The sequence below is a fragment of the Rhizobium sp. J15 genome (genome assembly GCF_002531825.1).
Taxonomy (GTDB): Bacteria; Pseudomonadota; Alphaproteobacteria; order Rhizobiales; family Rhizobiaceae; genus Rhizobium.
Genome location: NZ_NWSX01000035.1, coordinates 24059 through 41690, shown reverse-complemented (window position 1 = coordinate 41690; position 17632 = coordinate 24059). Strand labels below are relative to the sequence as shown.

Annotated in this window: 15 protein-coding genes and 1 riboswitch; of the genes, 5 read left to right on the top strand and 10 right to left on the bottom strand. The window is 62.8% G+C overall.

The features are described 5' to 3' along the window. Positions 1 to 5: 5 nt before the first annotated feature. Together CO670_RS24060 and CO670_RS24055 are read right to left on the bottom strand one after the other, a co-directional pair. Positions 6 to 986 (bottom strand): SDR family oxidoreductase, encoded by a 981-nt coding sequence (locus tag CO670_RS24060; RefSeq protein ID WP_097592526.1) that lies wholly within the window; start codon positions 984 to 986, stop codon positions 6 to 8. A 161-nt stretch (positions 987 to 1147) separates the two neighbouring features. Continuing rightward, positions 1148 to 1705, bottom strand: coding sequence for a DUF308 domain-containing protein (locus tag CO670_RS24055; protein ID WP_097592525.1), 558 nt, complete (start codon positions 1703 to 1705; stop codon positions 1148 to 1150). A gap of 137 nt (positions 1706 to 1842) precedes the next feature. Here CO670_RS24055 and CO670_RS24050 point away from each other — a divergent pair, with 137 nt between their 5' ends. Continuing rightward, positions 1843 to 2430, top strand: coding sequence for a TetR/AcrR family transcriptional regulator (locus CO670_RS24050; RefSeq protein ID WP_097592524.1), 588 nt, complete (start codon positions 1843 to 1845; stop codon positions 2428 to 2430). A 331-nt stretch (positions 2431 to 2761) separates the two neighbouring features. On the opposite strand, the gene CO670_RS24045 is transcribed toward CO670_RS24050, so the two are convergent. The 3 genes from CO670_RS24045 to CO670_RS24035 all read right to left on the bottom strand — a co-directional run bounded on the left by CO670_RS24045 (position 2762) and on the right by CO670_RS24035 (position 9948). After that, positions 2762 to 3910 (bottom strand): hypothetical protein, encoded by a 1149-nt coding sequence (locus CO670_RS24045; protein WP_097592523.1) that lies wholly within the window; start codon positions 3908 to 3910, stop codon positions 2762 to 2764. Between the two features lie 309 nt (positions 3911 to 4219). Then, positions 4220 to 6187, bottom strand: coding sequence for an adenylate/guanylate cyclase domain-containing protein (locus CO670_RS24040; RefSeq protein WP_097592522.1), 1968 nt, complete (start codon positions 6185 to 6187; stop codon positions 4220 to 4222). Further along, complete coding sequence (locus tag CO670_RS24035; protein WP_097592521.1) at positions 6187 to 9948, bottom strand: FecR domain-containing protein; 3762 nt, start codon at positions 9946 to 9948, stop codon at positions 6187 to 6189. Before CO670_RS24035 ends, CO670_RS24040 begins: the two co-directional genes overlap by 1 nt. 128 nt (positions 9949 to 10076) lie before the next feature. Here CO670_RS24035 and CO670_RS24030 point away from each other — a divergent pair, with 128 nt between their 5' ends. Continuing rightward, the gene (locus tag CO670_RS24030; protein ID WP_097592520.1) at positions 10077 to 10616 is read left to right on the top strand and encodes a Pycsar system effector family protein; all 540 of its coding nucleotides are present in this window, start codon (positions 10077 to 10079) and stop codon (positions 10614 to 10616) included. 51 nt (positions 10617 to 10667) lie between these two features. Here the strand turns inward: CO670_RS24030 and CO670_RS24025 are convergent, their stop codons facing one another. Both CO670_RS24025 and CO670_RS24020 read right to left on the bottom strand, forming a co-directional pair. After that, complete coding sequence (locus CO670_RS24025; RefSeq protein WP_097592519.1) at positions 10668 to 11156, bottom strand: RidA family protein; 489 nt, start codon at positions 11154 to 11156, stop codon at positions 10668 to 10670. Further along, the gene (locus CO670_RS24020) at positions 11150 to 11875 is read right to left on the bottom strand and encodes an SDR family oxidoreductase (protein ID WP_097592546.1); all 726 of its coding nucleotides are present in this window, start codon (positions 11873 to 11875) and stop codon (positions 11150 to 11152) included. Before CO670_RS24020 ends, CO670_RS24025 begins: the two co-directional genes overlap by 7 nt. A 189-nt stretch (positions 11876 to 12064) precedes the next feature. On the opposite strand from CO670_RS24020, the gene CO670_RS24015 reads away from it, so the two are divergent. After that, complete coding sequence (locus CO670_RS24015; RefSeq protein WP_097592518.1) at positions 12065 to 12967, top strand: LysR family transcriptional regulator; 903 nt, start codon at positions 12065 to 12067, stop codon at positions 12965 to 12967. Positions 12968 to 13156: 189 nt separating this feature from the next. Further along, positions 13157 to 13930, top strand: coding sequence for a DUF1194 domain-containing protein (locus CO670_RS24010; protein WP_097592517.1), 774 nt, complete (start codon positions 13157 to 13159; stop codon positions 13928 to 13930). 34 nt (positions 13931 to 13964) lie between these two features. Here CO670_RS24010 and CO670_RS24005 read toward each other — a convergent pair whose 3' ends face one another. Beyond that, positions 13965 to 14900 carry a LysR family transcriptional regulator gene (locus CO670_RS24005; RefSeq protein ID WP_097592516.1) on the bottom strand — a complete coding sequence of 312 codons (936 nt, stop codon included), beginning with the start codon at positions 14898 to 14900 and terminating at the stop codon, positions 13965 to 13967. A 111-nt stretch (positions 14901 to 15011) separates the two neighbouring features. Between CO670_RS24005 and CO670_RS24000 the strand changes: the two genes are divergently transcribed. Further along, positions 15012 to 15530 (top strand): polyketide cyclase, encoded by a 519-nt coding sequence (locus CO670_RS24000; RefSeq protein ID WP_097592515.1) that lies wholly within the window; start codon positions 15012 to 15014, stop codon positions 15528 to 15530. A 70-nt stretch (positions 15531 to 15600) separates the two neighbouring features. On the opposite strand, the gene CO670_RS23995 is transcribed toward CO670_RS24000, so the two are convergent. Then, positions 15601 to 16290 (bottom strand): VOC family protein, encoded by a 690-nt coding sequence (locus tag CO670_RS23995; protein ID WP_097592514.1) that lies wholly within the window; start codon positions 16288 to 16290, stop codon positions 15601 to 15603. A 147-nt stretch (positions 16291 to 16437) separates the two neighbouring features. Beyond that, positions 16438 to 16872 carry a 6,7-dimethyl-8-ribityllumazine synthase gene (locus tag CO670_RS23990; protein WP_097592513.1) on the bottom strand — a complete coding sequence of 145 codons (435 nt, stop codon included), beginning with the start codon at positions 16870 to 16872 and terminating at the stop codon, positions 16438 to 16440. Positions 16873 to 16952: 80 nt separating this feature from the next. Next, a riboswitch (FMN riboswitch) is annotated at positions 16953 to 17097 on the bottom strand. Positions 17098 to 17632 lie beyond the last annotated feature (535 nt).

Here is a 17632-nt window from a genome sequence, read left to right as displayed (position 1 = left end):
TCATTCTAACCAAGAGCCCCTTGCTCGGCGCAAATCCTGTCGATCAGGGCATCGAGCTCGCCCCTCGGCGGCCGGCTTTTGGCCAGGCGCTGCTTGAGGTGCATGATCGAGTCGGCGAGGATTTCGTCGAGGCTTTCGGCGCAGGTGAAGTCGCCTGCGACGCGCTTGACCTTGGAATTGTCGAAGATGGCGGTCCAGGCCTTGTCGCCGAGGAGCGGGCCGATCCATTCCTCGTTGTAGCGGATCAGCGTGTCGGTCGGCACATGGACGATCTTCGCCTCGACGCCGAGCAGCCTTGCGATCGTCTTCTGGATATCGTCCCAGATATGGGCGCGGTCGGAGGTGATGTGGAAAATCTCCTTCAGCGCCGCCTGCTTGCCGAACAGGCCGACGAAAGGCACTGCGAAATCGACCGAGCGGGTGAGCGTCCAGGGCGTGTGGCCGTCGCCGGCGACGATGATGGGCTCGCCGTCCAGCATGCGCCTTGCCATGATGTCGCTGTCGCCCATCATGATCGGCAGGCCGGTGCGCACCGTGTGGCTGGGGCGGACGATCGTCCAGGCGAGATTGCCGGACTTCTTGAGCAGCTCCTCGCAGGCGATCTTGGCCTGGCTATAGGGCCAGTAGGGATTGATCGCCGGCGTCTCCTCGGTGATCACGTAGTGACGCGGCGGCTTTTCATAGACCGAGGCCGAGGAGATGAAGATGTACTGGCCGCAATTGCCGGAGAAGACCTCGATGTCGCGGGCGACCTGATCGGGCGTGAAGGCGATGAACTGGCAGACGACGTCATATCCGGCCTTGGCGAGATCGGCGTAGGCGCTCGATCCCAGTTCGCCGACGATCGAGGTGACACCGGCGGGCAGGGCGGCATCTCTCAAGCCGCGATTGTAGACGCTGACATGGTGGCCCGCGGCCACGGCGCGTTCGACGCAAGGGTAGGAAATCTGGCCGGTGCCGCCAATGAAGAGAACGTTCAAAGCCATGGGGGTGACCTCGGGGTCTATGGGCGGGGACTGTGATCACCCTTCATAGCGCGAAAGAATGTCATCGTCTTGCGCAAATCTTGCGCATCGCCGAGATCTTGAATGGCCCGCATGCAGGCTTCGGCGGCGGCAAGTTTGCCGCCGCAAGAACCGGATAGCGCCTATGCATGCGCCTTGCGACGGGCCGCGACGGCAAGCCAGATCGAGGAGAGCAGGAAGTAGAATGCGCCGAAGCCCGCATAGGGCACGATATCGAGGATCGTCGGCGTGGCGGAGCCGAGCGATCGGCCGATCATGAAGCCGCCGGCAAGGGCGGATTGCGCGCCGCTCAGGATCATCACCCATTGGGCGCCTTCGCTGCGCCAGCGCCTCACGCCGGTATAGAGCTGCAGCAGGCCCGAGAGGATGGCCCAGGCCCCGAAGACGGCGAGGACGGCATGGGTGCTGACACCGAGCGCGATGATGACGGCGAGCGCCGTGACCGTGCTGACCGCGACATTCAGCGTCTGCGACGGATTGGCCCGCAGACCGCCGTTGACCCGGGCGTCGACTAGATTGGCGAGCGCATCCCACAAGGGATAGATCACCAGCAGGAAGGCCGCAGCGCCGGGCTGCCCGGCAAGGAGAATGGCGGCAGCAATCCAGACGAGCGAGAATGCGGCGCGGGTGAAATAATAGGATCGCAGCCAGTCGGACTGGTTCGAAGATTGAGCTTGCATGGACAGGTTCCTCGTTTGTCTACCTACTAGTAGGAAGGCAGTGAAAAGGAGTCAATGCGGTTCGCGGACACCTTCTTGTGAAGGGAGAGCGAAGCGCCAGGACTTGACAATCTTCCTACCAGAAGGTAGGCGGCACTATGAAATCAACGGCTTCGACCTCGGACAAGATCCTCGATATCGCCCAGTCGCTCATCGTGGCGGGCGGCTATAACGGCTTCAGCTATGCCGACATCTCGGACGCGATCGGCATCCGCAAGGCGAGCATCCACCATCATTTTCCTGCGAAGGCCGAGCTGGTCGCGGTGCTGGTCGACCGTTACACCAGGCAGGCGGCGGCGGGATTGCAGTCGCTGCGCGAGCAAGCCGCAAGCCCTGCCGATCAGCTGCAATTCTACATCGACTACTGGCGTTCCTGCATCGAAAACGCCTCGCAGCCCTTCTGCGTCTGCGCCATGCTCGCCAGCGAAATGCAAATGCTGCCCGACGAGGTGGCCTCACGTGTGCGCGCCCATTTCCAAGGGCTGGCGGCATGGCTGACCTCGGTGCTGCAGGCCGGAGTAGAGCAGGGCCTGTTCCGGCTGGACAAGCGGCCGGAGGAGCAGGCCCAGATGCTGATGGCCTCGGTCCATGGGGCGATGCTCTCGGCCAGGGCTCTCGGCGATCCCGGATTGTTTATCGCGGTGGTTGGGCCCGAGATTGTGAGGCTGCGGGCAGCGGGTTGTTAGGAACCGCCCTGTGAGTCTATGGTTTCGTTGCAGACCCAACAGCTGAATTCGGGCACACGTCGCTTCTTATAATTTGTCGGCCATAAGATCTGAAAGATTATAATGCAGGGCGATCGCAGTGCGCCTTGTTTGCGTTCATCGTCTAGATGCCAAGGGTCAGGTATGGGGACAGAAGCCGACGTCCTCGAGCGGGAGGCCGGTTGGCCGAAGTGGACATTCACCGGCGCTACCCCTAGGCCAGCCCTTTGCCTGCCTCTCCGTCAGTGCCACCACCCGATGAGCAGGCGTCATACTTATGCCGGCCGCAGGAGCATCGACCCGTCACTTAGGTTCATGCCTCGCTATCGTCTTCCTCAAACCATTTCGCTTCTCGTTCAGCCGCCCTTCGGCCAGGGTAAAAACCCGGGATGCTCATGTTCGCGAGTTCTAGGACATGCTGCCTGAGGGGTCTACGCACTTGGTCGCCCTTTATCTCGGTCAGAATGGCTGCTGTGAACGCTAAGTCCGCTGTTAGCGTCGGCGGAGCAACTCCTACAAGCGAGTGAGATGCACGCCATACCTGCTTATTTGGTTGGTAAGGTCCGAAGGTCAGCGCTTGCAGACTTCCGTTCCATCCAACGTTTTTTGCCTGTGAGTTCATGACTATGATTGCTCTTGTTGGTCTACCCTTGAGGGGGGCGACCTGCGCAGTAGCGACAAGCTCCGCATCGTGACCGAAGCGTCTAACCTTCATCGTGAGACTTGTGCGCTGCCCCACAGAGTAGTTCAACAGAATTGCGTACTGGTTTTCAGGAATGAGTTCGATAGGCAAAGCAAGTTCCCCACCAGCGCTCGCAGCGAAGATGAAGGACTTGCGTGTACCGTCATAGCGTATCGATCCAAACTTCTCCTGATCAAACAGGTACCAAGAGCGCAGTGCATTCGTCGCCACGTCAGCGTCAGGAATCACCTTAAGGAAGACATGACCATCAGCGCCGGTACCTTGACCAAAGATAGTTAGCTCTTGGTTCGGTCTATCTGCCGAGGTCAATGATAGTGCGACCTCGCGAAGGCTTCGTGCGTGTATTTGCGCTCTGTCTAGGTCGTACAGAAGTGGCAAATCCTCACTTACGATACCGGCATGGTATTCACACGCGACCGCAGCCAAGTGGTTGTCATGATCCGAAACCCCATGCACTACAGTAGTGGGCAATTTTGCCTGAATTTCTCCGTTGCTGAGTAGCAAATCTACTAAGGGCGACAAGTCGCACAAGCTCGCACGCCCACGCTTAAGTGTCCGCTTAACCTCTTCAATTGCGATCGTCGTCGTGAGCAGAGTGAAACCGCGTCGACGCAGGCCGCGCACCACAAAAAAACCAAGTCCATCAACAATTAACAAGAGGTCTAGCAACACGTTGGCATCCAGCACTAAACGGCCTGGGACACTGTCAAGTGGGCGAAAGAGCCAGTTGTTGGGAGAGCAATCACCGAAGTAGCGCATGAGATTGTTCGTTATCCGATAGATGACTGATGAGGTTAAGCCATCCGTAGCCAGCACTATCAAGTCGCGGTTGTCAGCTGTGTGAAATTATTGCCGCTTGTTTAGCGGGAGGGGCGCGATGTCTATGTTCCCCACTGATTTTGCTACTATAGCCTTGCATGGAACGGAAGTGCGGCGTGTCCGATTTCAGGAAGCCGCCACGGCCGGTTTGGTGGGATGAGGCGCGAAGCGGTCGTTCGCAAAGATGCAGCCGGACGGCTGGATTGGGCCGAAGTGGCCATCGGCGACATCGCTCTTTACAGATAACAATCATTCCCCGCCTTCTGTCAACGCATCCCGCACGGCGGCGTAATAGGCGGCAAGCTCTGGAATATCAGCAGCCAGCGTGTCGAAGACGGCATCGGATGGCGCCAGCGTCCCGGCATATTTCGCCTCGATGAAGGCCTGATGCGCGGCCAGTGCTGCGGCGTCGGCCTTGTGCACGACGGTGAAGACGGGCGAGGGGACGGTGCGGCCTTTGACGATGATGCGGTCGAGTTCGACGATGGTGTAGTTGGCGGCGACCAGCCTTGCGGTTTCTTCGCCGAGCAGCAGGGCCACGCCGTAATTCTTCGAGGCGCCTTCGAGGCGGGAGGCGAGGTTGACGCTGTCGCCGAGGCAGGAATAGTCGAAGCGGCGGGTCGAGCCCATGTTGCCGACGATGCATTCGCCGGTGTTGATGCCGACGCCCATCTTCAGGACGTGCGGCTTGCGGCCGAAGGCTGCCGCCTCCCGCTCCAGCTGGCCGTTCAGCCTCGAAATCGCCGACTGCATGGCGAGCGAGGCGCGCACGGCGTGGAGCGCGTGGTCGGGATCGTCGAGCGGCGCGTTCCAGAAGGCCATGATGCAGTCGCCCATATATTTGTCGATCGTGCCGCCGTGGTCCATCACCACGTCGGAGAGCGGCGTCAGCAGCCGGTTGATCAGGCCGGTCAGCTGCTCCGGATCGTCCTTCAGCGTCTCGGCGATGGTGGTGAAGCCCCGCACGTCCGAGAACAGCACCGAGAGCGTGCGCCGCTCGCCGCCGAGCTTCAGCTGCGAGGGGTCGTTCGACAGGCGCTTGACGAGATCGGGCGAGATATACTGGGCGAAGGCGCGGGTGATCTGGCGCTTGTTGCGGCGCTCCTCGGCAAAATCGAAGGCAGCCTGTCCGAAGACGACGGAGATATAGGCGACGGTCGGGCCGAGCGGCGAGACGAAGACATGGGCAAGCCGGATACCGGCGGCACTGACGGCCGCGAAGGCGAGGAGCGCCGCGGCACTGGTCACGATCGTCAGCCATCCCGTCGAGCGCCAGACGGTGGTGGCCGCCAGCAGCACCGATATCAGGATGCAGGCGGCGACCGTCGGCAGCCTGGCTTCGGCGATCGACAGGCCGCGGCGGATATTGTCGTAGATCGTGGCCTGGATCTCGACGCCGGAGACGAGCTTGCCGGTATGAACCGTATAGGGCGTCGCAAAGGCGTCGACGCCGCCCTTGTCGATCGCGGGCGCATTCTGCAGGCTGAGGCCGACGAGCACGACGCGATCCTTGAAATAATCCGGCGGCAGCAGGCCCTTCGGGTCGAGCGCCTGGTAATAGGAGACCGTGGGATAGCTGCGGGCCGGGCCGAAGGACTGGATGAGCCGGCCGGCCGGCAGGGCTTCGGGAGCCACGTCGGCGGCTTTCGCCAGCATGGCGGCAAAGCCGTCCTCATAGCCCGGAATGCGCCGGAAGATGCCGTCGCCGCTGAGATCGATCGAGGCGATGCCGGTCACGGCGCCTGCTTCGGTCAGCTGCGGCAGCGGCGTCGCGCGGATCAGCTGCGAGGCCTGCGGCGTCTCGATCAGGGTTTCGTCGCCGGCCAGCACGATGTCGGGGCCGACGGCCCTGGTGATCGCCGCGTCATTTTCCGGGTTCGAGGGCTCGGCCATGATGATGTCGAGGCCGATGACGCGGGCGCCGGCGGCGCGCAGCTGGCTGATGAGCTCGGCATGCAGGCTGCGCGGCCAGGGCCATTGCGCGTTGATATCGGCCAGCGAGGGTTCGTCGATCGCGACGATGACCGGGCCGCCGGGCGGCGGACGGGGATCGTCGACGGTCGAGAGATAGTCGAAGCTTCTGAGCTCCAGCAGCGACCAGGCGGGCAGGCGCGACAGAAGCGAGATGGCGATCAGCGTCGTCAGCGACAGCACCAGGAGCCGGAGATGGCGGCTGCCGGTCTGCCCTGCCTGCCGGGGCTTTTCCTGCGCCCGCATCAGAAGCGGACTTTGAGCGTGCCCTTGAAAGCGCGGCCCCAGCCGGGCACGCCGGGCGTGATCTCGAACTCCTCGTCGAGCAGGTTATAGGCGGCCGCCTCCAGCTCGATGCGCTTGTCGAACGGCTCCCAGACGAGGTGAGCGTCGAGGCTCCAGTAATCGTCGAGCTTGGTGCCGAAACGATCGCCGTCGCGTTCGCCGATATAGTTGGCGGCGAGCGTCGTCTTGATCTTGGCTTCGTTGACCCAGGTCAGCGCAATCTGCCCGGAATTCTGCGGTATGAAGGGAAGAGGGCCGCCATAGATCGGCTCAAGCGGATCCCGGTTTTCCGAATCCATATAGGCATAGGTGGCCGACAGGCCGAAGCCGTTGCCGAGCGCCACGTTGGCGGTGACGGCAGCGCGATCGATGCTGCCGCGCGAGATCGGCAGGCTGGTATCGGAGGGAAGCGAGATCAGCGGAAAATCGACCGAGAAATCATGCAGTTCCTGATGCTGGTATTCGACCGAAGTGAAGAAGCGGTCGGTCCATTCGGCATCCCATTGCAGGGCGACCGTATCCGTATAGCCCCGCAGGTTGTTGGAAAATTGATTGGCCTGCAGCCCGAGTATGCCGATCGGCGCAAGGGTCGGGACGGTGGTGTCGAAGCTTTGCCGCATGAAGGCGGCGCGCAGCCAGTGGTTTTGAATCGGCGTCCAGGCGAGGCCGAAGCGCGGCTCCAGGCGGCTGACATCGATGCCGTCACCCTCCAGGCGCGTGGCGAACAAGGCGTATTCGCCCTTGAGATCGGGGGTGATCTCGTGCAGCACATCGACGTAGGCGCGGCCGATATTGATGCGGTTGCTGAATGTGTCAGGGCCGTCAGTGGTTTCGGGAATGAGCGGCAAGAGCGGGAAGAGTTCGTGAAGGCGAGAGAAGGTGGTCGTGCTGGCATCGATCCAGCCACCTTCAATACCATACCGCCAGGTCAGTGGTCCGCTGCCAATGGAATGGCTGAGAGCGCCGATATAGGTCTTCGAGGACACTTCCTCGGTTGCATCCAAGAACGGAATAATGTCGGGGTCTGGCAGACCTAGAACCGGTGCATCATCGACCTGCAGGGAGTTTGACGTTTGCGACTTGCTCTCCGAATAAAGGAGGGCACCGTTCAATATGTTTTCGTAACCGAAGGTGTGGCTCCAGCCTAGGCCGGCATTCGTCGCCTCGTTGATAGAGCGTCGATAGCTATATTCCGAAGAGATTTCAGTCCGCACCCCGAAGCCCAAGAGGTTGAGAAAATCAGTCAGTGTCGAGCCTTGGGATAGCGCGTTCAGCGTTCCATCATTCTTGCCATGGTTGACGAAGGCCACCACGCGATCGTCAGGCGTGACCGTCGCGGTCAGATAAGCGTTGGCGCTCAGCAACTTGTTGTCCGTCTGAACGCCGCCGAAATCCCGATAGTCGCGATCGAGCGCCAGCTCTTCCCAGGTCAGATTTCCATAGAAGCTGATCGGGATCGTCTCGTTGGAATAGCCTTGGATATCGGCCTCGCCGATACGTCTCGTATGGCCGTCGACGCTATTGATGCCGCCGCCGAGCGAGCCTTCGATGAAGGGCACGTCGAACAGCGTTGCCGAGCGCGAACGGCCCGACAGCATGTGCGGAGAGAGCAGCAGGCCCTGGATGAAGGATGAGTAGCTCGACGCATTGCCGCGGTTCTGGATGATGTTGTCGTCGCTGAAGCTCGTCGCGTTGACGAAGGGAAAGATGCTGCCCTTGATCGACTGGTCGATATAACCGGTGCCCTTGAAGGGATCGAAGACGGCATCGCCGTAATAGCGGCCCCAGGCATCCAGGCCCTGCAGGCGGAAGGCGTTGTTGAGCGTCGAACCGGCGCTCGCATTGGCGCCGAGCGAGCCGTAATCGCCGCCGCGGGCGCGCGAACGGCGCAGATATTCCTGAGCGTTGCGGATCGCGCCGTCGGCGTCGTAATCGTCGATATCGACCGCAGTACGGAAGGCCGAGATTGCCGGGTCGTTGTCGTCGAGCCGGTCGGCATTGTCGAGTGCCTGCTGGGAGGGGATGCGGTCGCCTTTTTCGTAATGGGCGGCGGCGAGCATCATCTGCGACTGCGAATGACCGGGATTGGCGGTGCTGGCGGCGAGCAGATCGGCCAGCGCCTTTTCGCGCTCGCCGGTTTGCAGGTAATAACGGCCGCGGGCGAGCAAAGCGAGATCGAAGGAGGGATCAAGCGCGATCGCCGTGTCGATCTCGCGCTTGGCTTCCTTCATCCGCCCCTGGTCGAGATAGAGGATCGAGAGGTTTGCGTGCAGCAGCGGGTCCTGCGGATCGAGCTCGATCGCCTTCTTGAAGGCCTTTTCCGCTTCGCCATTGGCATCGCGCGAACTCTGCAGCAGGCCGAGCGAATTCAGGGTGCCCGACGCCCCGGGGGCTAGCGCGATGGCGCGGTTCAGGTCGGCAAGCGCGCCGTCGATGTCGCTTTCATAGGTCGCCTTGTAACCGGCACGGGCCGACAGCGCCATCGGATGATCGGGGTCGAGCGACAGCGAGCGTTCTATCGCCGCCTTCATCTGCTCGCGGTCATCGGTGAGCTCCGCCAGTTGGGCGCGGACCGCCGGCAGGGTCGGATCGTCGGGATAGCGCTGTTCGGCTTTTTTGATGATCTCGATCGCTGCGCGCGGGTCTTTCAGGAAGCCTGTCGTATAGGCTTCCATGATTGCGCCATAGGGGCCGCCGGTGGCGTTGGCCGGCGGCGGTTCGGCATGGGCGGGATCGGCGAGCGAGCGGGCGAAATAGCCGCCGAACTGCGCCATGTTGCGGCGTGTCGGGTCGAGATGAGGCAGAGCCTTCTGGAACAGCCTGGCGGCATCGGAATAGCGCTTCTCCGAGCCGGCGATGGTGGCGTCGATCAGGTCGACGCGCGCCTGCTGGGCCGCCGTCAGTTTGCGGCCGCGGATCTTCTGCAAGGTTGCGGCCGCGGCCTGGCGGCCGTCGAAGGCGCTCTGCACTTCGGCGAGCTCCAGCCAGTCCTCGGTCGTGCGCCGCTCCGGAGGCAGCGCCAGCAGGCGGCGGCGCTCCGTGGCCATGCGATCGGCCCGCAGCGGCGAGGTCGGCATCAGGTCGAAGCCGTCGCGCAGGTCGAGATAGAACAGCATCTGCTCGCGGTCGTCCGGATTGACGCTGATGATCTTGGTCGGCGCCTGGCCGATGGTGGCGACGGCCCCTTCGCCCTGGTTCACCTCGACGCTGCCCTGCGGGTTGGAGAGCGCGACGCGGCCTTCCAGCACGATCATCGAGGTCTTGGCGCCTTCGACCGTCATCGTCCAGTCGGTGCCGCGGATGGCGGCGGCTGCCGCAGGCGTCTCGACCGTCAGGCCCTGGCCGCCGCGCTCGGCGCGCGCCCAGATCGTGCCGGACTGCAGATTGAGGATCGTGTCGCCGCTCGCCGCCATCTTCTTGACCTGCAGCGAGGAATTGCGGCCGAGACGGACCTGGGTGTGATCGGAAAAGACGATGGCGAGCTGGCCGTTGGCATTGGTGCGCAGCACGTCGCCGGTCAAAAGATCCTGGTTGATGTCGACGACGCGCCAGTCCGACACGTCGATGAAACGGACTTCCTCGCCGGTCTTGCGGGCGATGACGGAGCCGGCCACAGGCGTTGCGCGCGGCACGGGATCGGCCATCGCCGGCAGCCCGAAACCAGGCACCGCAAACGCCAGCGCCACCCCGACGCGACAGATGTTACTGGAATAACCCCGCATGACTCCGCCCCATACCCCGCTTCCCCTTTGTCCGTGTAGAGTGGAAAAGTCAAGCATGTTGCACACGTGTTCTTGCTTTCGTTCCAAAGTGTACTATCAGGGATACACTTTGGGGATGGAGTATTCAGGTGAGCGAATTCGAAAGTGCCACGGAGGTTATGCTGAGCCGGCCGTCGACTGGTGACGTCAGCGCCGAGTATTTCGACCATATCAAGAAAATCAACGACATATTTTATGATCAGATCAAGATATCCGATCAAAAGGCCGCCTATATCTTTACTTTCATGCTCGCCTTTCTGGTCAGCTCCAGCGAGGTGAGGGCCGTCTTCAGCATGGCACGCTATACCGGCAGCACGTCGGGCAGCGTGCTGTTCTCCGGCCTGCTTGCGGCAGCCTCGGTCTTTTCCATCCTGTCGGCGATCCTCGTCGTGTTGCCGCGACGGCTCGGCACCTCCACCTCGCTCTTCTGGGGCGCCTGGCCGAAGCATCGCGACATGTTCTTCGACGCCGCCCTTCGCCGCGACGAGCGCTACCTCTTCGACCAGTATCTGGAAAACGCCAACATTCTCTCTGCCATCGCCCGCAACAAATACCGCTGCGTCACCTTCGCCTTTCGCGGGCTGATGGTGAGCGTGATCGCGTATGTCTTGCTTTTGATTGCGGGGTGAGGGAGCAGCGGCGGAAAAAATGCAGGGCGCGCCGAGGCGCGCCCTGTGTATTCAGTCCTCGACCTCAAGAATGAGCTCGAGCTCGATCGGCACGCCCAACGGCAGGCTGGCGACGCCGAGGACGACGCGGCCGGAAAGCCTGTCTTCGCCGAAGACCTGGAGCAGCAGTTCAGATGCGCCGTCGGCGACCGTCGGGTGGTCTCGAAAATCGCCTTCGGTGGCAATGTAGACACCGAGCTTGGCGACCTTCGCTACCCTGTCCAGCGAGCCGAGATATTCCCTGGCGGCCGCAAGGGCGCTCAGCGTCGCCGTCTCGGCCGCCTTGCGGCCGTCTTCGGCAGTCAGTGCGCCGCCGACGCGACCGATATAGCGGGGCTTGCGGTCGACGACCGGTAGCATGCCGCTGAAGAAAACCAGCTTGCCGGTCGTGACCGCCTCGACATAGGCGCCGAAGGGCGTCGGCGGCGGGGGAAGGGCGATGCCGAGATCCTGCAACCGGCGTTCCGCGCCGGCTGCCTTCGTTTCGAGCGGGTTTACCATTTGCCGAGATGTGCGCCGCCGTCGACGTGCAGCACCTCCCCGGTGACCCGCGGCGCTTCGGTCAGGAAGACCACCGCATCGACGATCTCATCGACATTGGAAATGCCTGCCATCGGCGAGAGCGTCTTCAGGAAATCCTTAGGGTTGTCCTTGTGCAGCGGCGTGTCGACGACGCCAGGAGCGACCGTGTTAACGCGGATTCCGTCACTTGCATATTCCATCGCGAGGTTCTTCGAGATGGCGTCGATGCCGCCCTTGGTCATCATCGAAACCGAGGCGGAGAAGCCGGCGATCGGATGGTCGATCAGCGGCGTGGTGATGCTGACGATGCTGCCGCCCGTCTTCTGCGCCAGCATCTGCCGGATGACCTGCTGGGTCAGGTGGATGAAGCCTTCGAGATTGGTCGAGGAGAGCTTGCGGAAATCCGTCATCGTGTAGTCGATGAAGGGCTTGGTCAGGAAGATGCCGGCATTGTTGACGAGCGCGTCGATCGAGCCGAAGCGGTCGATCGCGGTTTTGGCCACGCGCGCTGCGGTCTCGGCGTCGCCGATATCGCCGTCGACGAGGGCCAGCCTGTCGGAAGCCTCGAGAGCTTCCGAGGTGCTGACCTGACGCGAGGTGGCGACGACGTTGTAGCCGCGCTCGACGAAGGCGTTGACGAGGCCGGCTCCGATACCCTGGGAGGCGCCCGTGACGATGACAGTCTTTTGCTTGGTCATGTTGAACTCCATTAATCTGGTTCGGGCAACGCGGGCCATGCACAGGCGGGGTCGCTCGAGATGGGGTCGCCGCGATCGCGCCGCCATCGGGTTGTGGTTGTGTTCGCAAAGTGAATATGGCGAAAACTCGATTGCGCGATTAGATGGAAATATCTGGATTCTCTTTTGCGCTAATGCAAAAGTCTGGACATGGCCGATCTCAACGATATCGCTGTTTTCGTGAAGGTAGCGCAGTACGGCAGTTTCAGCCGTGCGGCGCGTTCGCTCGGAATGCCCGTTTCGACCGTCAGCCGGAAGGTGACGTCGCTCGAAGAGCAGCTTGGCGTCACGCTCATCCAGCGCACGACGCGTAAGCTCAGTCTTACCGCGCAGGGGCAGGCCTATTACGCCCGGTGCAGTGAGCCGCTCGCCCACCTGCTTGATGCCGAGCAGGCGCTTACGCAAACGCAGAGAAAGCCGGAAGGTCTGTTGAAGATCTCCGTTCCCGTCATCTTCGGGCAGGAAGCCTTTTACGAATTCGTCTCTTCCTTTCTGAAGGCCTATCCCGATATCCAGATCGATCTCTTCGTCACCAACCTGTTCCTCGACCTGGTGGCCGAGAATATCGATCTCGGCATCCGCTTCGGCGAACTGAAGGATTCCTCTATCGTCGCCCAGCGGCTCGGCAAGAGCGTCCGATATCTCGCTGCTGCCCCGGACTATCTGAAGGGCAGGGCACCTCCTTCGAAGCCTGAGGACCTCAAGGATCATGACTGCGTGCTCCTGAACGGCCGCAACGGCGAAGCGGAATGGCATCTGGTCAGCGGACGGAAATCGATCGACGTCAGAGTGTCGGGACCGGTCTCCAGCCGAGATTTCGATGCGGTCAGCGCGTTCACCCATCGCGGTCACGGCATCGGGCTGCTGCCTTCGACCTATTGCGACGAAGAGTTCAGAAAAGGCGATCTCGTCCGCCTGTTGCCGGACTGGTCGTCGGAGGAAATCTTCGTGCATGCCGTCTATCCCACGCGGCGGTTTTTGCCGCTGCGCCTGCAGGTCTTTCTCGCAGCGCTGAAGGAATGGAAAAGCCCCTTGTGGCTGCCGCTGCATTGATGGGTGCGGATTTGGCGCTTGGACAGGCAAGCCCCGGCCAACTCAGGGGCGCCCAGTTTATGACAGCCTCGAAATGGCGAGCCGAGCGCTTGTCCATCACCGAAAATTGAAGCCGTGCGCGTGGCGGTGCGTCCTTCCCAGGCCAAGCTGTGATAGAGTTGCGCGGCTTGAATGCGTGGGGATCTGCCGATGCTGACGACGCTTGCGGTGCTCATGGGTCTTTCCGGTGTCGCTCCGGCGGCGCAGGCTGCGGCAAACGAGGTCGATGTGACGCTGGTGCTTGCCGTCGACACCTCTCGGTCGATGGATTTCGAGGAGATCAGCATCCAGCGCGAGGGCTATGTCGAGGCGCTCAAGCACAAGGAATTCATCGCCGCGGTCCAGAGCGGGCTCACCGGGCGCATCGCCATCAGCTATTTCGAATGGGCGGGCTATGTCGTCCAGGATTCGATGATCGGCTGGCAGGTGATCGAGACGGAAGCGGACGCGATCGCCTTTGCCGACAAGCTCGGCGCCCGGCCGATCGCCACCCAGCGGCGCACCTCGATCTCCACCGCCATCGACCAGGGCGCCAGCATGATCGTCACCAGCCCCTTCGAGGGCCGGCGCGAAGTGATCGATATTTCAGGCGACGGCCCGAACAACTCAGGCGATCCGGTGACACCCGCCCGCGACAAGGCGGTGGCGTCAGGCATGGTCATCAATGGCCTCGCCATCATGCTGCGCCCTTCCGATGCGCCGGGCGGGCTCGACAAATATTACGCCGATTGCGTGATCGGCGGCCCCGGCGCCTTCGTGCTGCCGGTCCACAAGATCGAGGATTTCGCCATCGCCGTGCGCCGCAAGCTGGTGCTGGAGATCAGCGGCCTTTCCCCGCCGGCAACGGTGCAGAAGACCGCCGGACTGCCGACGACGGATTGCCTGATCGGCGAAAAGCAGTGGCGCGATATATTCGATCGGTGAGCGGGCGGCGGTGCCTTGCCGCTATCACCCGCGTTCAGTGCGAAGCGGGCGCGGCCGACAGGCCGTTTTCGCCGTCGCCGCAGACCTCGAACAGCAGCGAGCGGAACCAGCGGTGGCCGATGTCGCGGTGGGTGCGGTCGTGCCATGCGGCGATCTTGGTGAAGCCCCGTATTGCGAGCGGCGGGTCGGCCGGCTCCAGCCCCTCGGCCCCGGCCATCAGGCGGCGGGGAACGACGGCGACGAGGTCGCTGGCGCGCAGGACATCCAGCAGGATCAGGAAGCTCGGGATCGACGCCACCACCCGCCGCGAGCGGCCGAGCCGGGCAAGCGCCTCGTCCGTCGCGCCGTGGAAAACGGCGCCGCTATGGGACATCAGCGCATGGTCCAGCGCGCAGAACCGGTCGAGTGTAAGCCGTCCGGCCACGGCATCGGGATGGCCGCGTCGCATTGCACAGACGTAATCCTCATCGAACAGGCGCCTGCTGTGCAGCCAGTCCGGCGTCGTGTCGGGAGTGAGCAGGGCGAGATCGACATCGCCCTTCTCGAACTGCGCCGGCAGGCGGTCGCTCTCGACCGGGCGCACCGCCACGCGAATGCCGGGCGCCCGCTGCCGCAGCGCCGCCAGAAACGGCACGACCGCCGCCTTCATCGCATAGTCGGTCGCCGCCAGCGTCACGGTCAGCCGGGCATTCGCCGGGTCGAAGAGCGACGGCTGAAGCAGGGCCTCGATCTCGGCCAGAACCTGTTTGACGGGTCCCGCCAGTTCCAGCGCCCGGGGCGTGGGAACGATGCCGCGCTGGCTGCGGATGAACAGCGGATCGGCGAAATTCTCGCGCAGCCGGGTCAGCATGCCGCTGACGGCCGGCTGGGTGAGGCCGAGCCTTGCCGCCGCGCGGGTGACGTTACGCTCGTCGAGCAGGGCGTCCAGCGCCTTCAGCAGGTTGAAATCGAGGGTTCTGATATCACTCATTCTGATGACGGAAATACAGATTTGCGATTGGATTTATTTCTGGCGCGGCTTCATCTGTCAACCTTTCGAGGCTGTCGGTTTCGGCCGGCGGCGAGACAAGGAAGGAACAAGATGAGCGAAATCATTTGGCCCGCCGGCTATATCCCCGGCTTCACCGACAATTACTGCTCCAACGAGGTCATCGTTGCGGGGCTGACGGTCGCGGATCTGTGGCCCTGGCTCGACACCGCGACGCTGTGGCCGAGCTACTATGCCAATTCGGCCGATGTGGAGTTCGATGACGGCCTGGGGCCGGAGCTGCGCCAGGGCATGCGTTTCCGTTTCAAGACCTTCGGCTTTCCGGTGGAAGCCCGGGTGGTTGAGCGCGTTCTTCCTGTTGCCGGCCAGCCGGCGCGCCTGGCCTGGCACGGCTGGGCCGGAGACGAGGGCGACGCCGAACACCGCCTCGACGTCCATCATGCCTGGCTTCTCGAAGACCTGCCGGGCGGACGCGTGCGGGTTCTGACCCAGGAAACACAGGTCGGCAAGCCGGCGAGGGAGCTCGCCGCCGCCAGGCCCAACCCGATGATCAACGGCCATCAGGACTGGCTCGAAGGCATGGTGGCGGCGGCGAAGGCAGCCAAGGGGTAAACCCCGCAAGGAGCGATGCTGGAGCGTGTCCTGCATCCGCGAGCCTCAGCGGCGACAATCCCGCTGTTGCCTATAGCGGCAGCTCTCTGCCGGCCTGTTCGCTGACCATGTATTCGGCGTACCAGTCCGGCCAGTTCTCGTCGTGTTTGCCGCCGTTGCGTTTCTCGTGTTCGCCGTGGGCGGCGGCTGCGCGGCGGAGCGCGGAGGCGAGGTCGCTCGAGGTCGAGAAGGCCGTTTCTTCGGCGTCGATGCGGCCGGGCAGGCGGGTGGTGACTTCCTGGAACAGCCAGCCGTTGCCGTCGGGATCCTTGAAGGAGGCGAAGGAGCGGTAGCTGCGGTGCTCGGGATCGCGGCCGGCGATGCGCAGGCGCCCGAAGAGATAGGGTTCGTCCTTGCCGGCATAGACGCCCGATGCGTCGTGGAAGACCTCGCTCACCGCGACGCCGCGGGCGATGAGATCGCGGCGGGCGGCCTCGATGTCGGAGACGACGAGATAGAGGCCCTGGGCGGAGCCGGGGGCGGCGGCGGTCACGTTCCTGCCGAAGATGATGGCGCAGCCGGAGCCGGGCGGGGTGAACTGGATCACGCGGAAATCGGCGTCATTGGCGAAGTCGGCATCGAGCCGCCAGCCGAGGCCGTCGTAAAAACGTTTGGCGCGGTCGACGTCGGAAACGGGAATGACCACCACTTCGAGCTTGGTGTCGGCAGGCCGTGTTCCGATGGATTTCGTGGGGGTTTCACTGCGCATTGCATTGCTCATCTTCAGCTCCCTCAAGGTTTGGACGCGTTAAGAATGGCGATACATGTCGGGGGCGAGTGGACCACAGCGCCGGCAGGGCGTCGAATCAATTCTTCCCTTGGCAAGGAGAAGACGGCGGGCTGGTCCCGCCGTCAGCTGTGCAGTTCCTTACGCCGCAAGAGCGGCACGCGTTTTGCCGATCATCAGGGCGGCGCGGGCCGCCTCGCGGCCTTTCTCGACGAAATGCGCGCGGTAGATCTGCGTGTGGTGCTCGGTTTCCTGATAGTGATGCGGGGTGAGCGAGACCGACAGAACCGGGACGCCGGTATCCATGCCGGCGCGCATCAGGCCATCGACGACGGCCTGGGCGACGAATTCGTGACGGTAGATCCCGCCATCGACGACGAAGGCAGCGGCGATGACGGCGGCATAGCGGCCGGTCGCGGCAAGATCGCGCGACAGCAGCGGCATTTCGAATGCGCCAGGAACGTCGAAAACGTCGATCTGCTCGGCTGGAATAAGCTGCTGGAAACCTTCGAGCGCACGGTCGACGATATCGGCGTGCCAGCCGGCTTTGACGAAGGCATAACGGGTGGGTGTCATAGTAATCTCCTTTGGCGTACAGACACGTCACCCAAGGCGATCACGAACGTTCACCGGCTGCCGGCGAGGGCAGCAGGAACGCGCGTTCTCTTTCATCCGGACTATGACCGTCGGCTCAGGCATCTCACCTGATCTGCTGACCCTTCCCTGGAGAAGGCGCTCGCGGGCTCGCAATCGAAACTGCATACCGCCGGTAGGGACTTTCACCCCGCCCTGAGAACGGCGCGACAATAGGGGCAAGGCGGCGGGCTGGCAATAGGGGGAATTGGTTTGGTGGCGGGGGTGGCCGCAATCTCAGGGAGGCATGCTTCGGCTGATCGTCTTCCACCCACCTATCCATAGGCGTGATGGAAGCCGCTTGCCTTTCGCTTGCCGCTCAAGGCGTTCGTCGCTTCGCTCCTCACCCCCCTCATCTGCCCTAACGGGCATCTTCTCCCCGCTGGGGCGAAGGGGGAGCAAGCCGCACGGGTCTTCATTCCATTGCGAACGTTCCAAAGGGAGCGAGACGTTGCGGTGATTCCGCTTCTCCCCGGCGGGGAGAAGATGCCGGCAGGCAGATGAGGGGGTGAGCGGCCGAGCCGCGAATGCACGGAGCGGAAGCGAAGTGCACAATGACGAGTGGCGTTGCGACGTTTAGTAGCGGCACCGGTGCCGACGATGCGAGGAGCGGCTTCCATCGCCCTTGCTCAGCGCGCACCTCCGCCTACATGCCTCCATGAGGACATTCACGCCGAAACAGCATGACGCGCCGTTCCTGCAT

What these genes read in the sequence shown, in the direction of transcription:
- CO670_RS24060 (WP_097592526.1), bottom strand. Translation starts at nt 986, where the DNA reads ATGGCTTTGAACGTTCTCTTCATTGGCGGCACCGGCCAGATTTCCTAC.
- CO670_RS24055 (WP_097592525.1), bottom strand. Translation starts at nt 1,705, where the DNA reads ATGCAAGCTCAATCTTCGAACCAGTCCGACTGGCTGCGATCCTATTAT.
- CO670_RS24050 (WP_097592524.1), top strand. Translation starts at nt 1,843, where the DNA reads ATGAAATCAACGGCTTCGACCTCGGACAAGATCCTCGATATCGCCCAG.
- CO670_RS24045 (WP_097592523.1), bottom strand. Translation starts at nt 3,910, where the DNA reads ATGCGCTACTTCGGTGATTGCTCTCCCAACAACTGGCTCTTTCGCCCA.
- CO670_RS24040 (WP_097592522.1), bottom strand. Translation starts at nt 6,187, where the DNA reads ATGCGGGCGCAGGAAAAGCCCCGGCAGGCAGGGCAGACCGGCAGCCGC.
- CO670_RS24035 (WP_097592521.1), bottom strand. Translation starts at nt 9,948, where the DNA reads ATGCGGGGTTATTCCAGTAACATCTGTCGCGTCGGGGTGGCGCTGGCG.
- CO670_RS24025 (WP_097592519.1), bottom strand. Translation starts at nt 11,156, where the DNA reads ATGGTAAACCCGCTCGAAACGAAGGCAGCCGGCGCGGAACGCCGGTTG.
- CO670_RS24020 (WP_097592546.1), bottom strand. Translation starts at nt 11,875, where the DNA reads ATGACCAAGCAAAAGACTGTCATCGTCACGGGCGCCTCCCAGGGTATC.
- CO670_RS24015 (WP_097592518.1), top strand. Translation starts at nt 12,065, where the DNA reads ATGGCCGATCTCAACGATATCGCTGTTTTCGTGAAGGTAGCGCAGTAC.
- CO670_RS24010 (WP_097592517.1), top strand. Translation starts at nt 13,157, where the DNA reads ATGCTGACGACGCTTGCGGTGCTCATGGGTCTTTCCGGTGTCGCTCCG.
- CO670_RS24005 (WP_097592516.1), bottom strand. Translation starts at nt 14,900, where the DNA reads ATGAGTGATATCAGAACCCTCGATTTCAACCTGCTGAAGGCGCTGGAC.
- CO670_RS24000 (WP_097592515.1), top strand. Translation starts at nt 15,012, where the DNA reads ATGAGCGAAATCATTTGGCCCGCCGGCTATATCCCCGGCTTCACCGAC.
- CO670_RS23995 (WP_097592514.1), bottom strand. Translation starts at nt 16,290, where the DNA reads ATGAGCAATGCAATGCGCAGTGAAACCCCCACGAAATCCATCGGAACA.
- CO670_RS23990 (WP_097592513.1), bottom strand. Translation starts at nt 16,872, where the DNA reads ATGACACCCACCCGTTATGCCTTCGTCAAAGCCGGCTGGCACGCCGAT.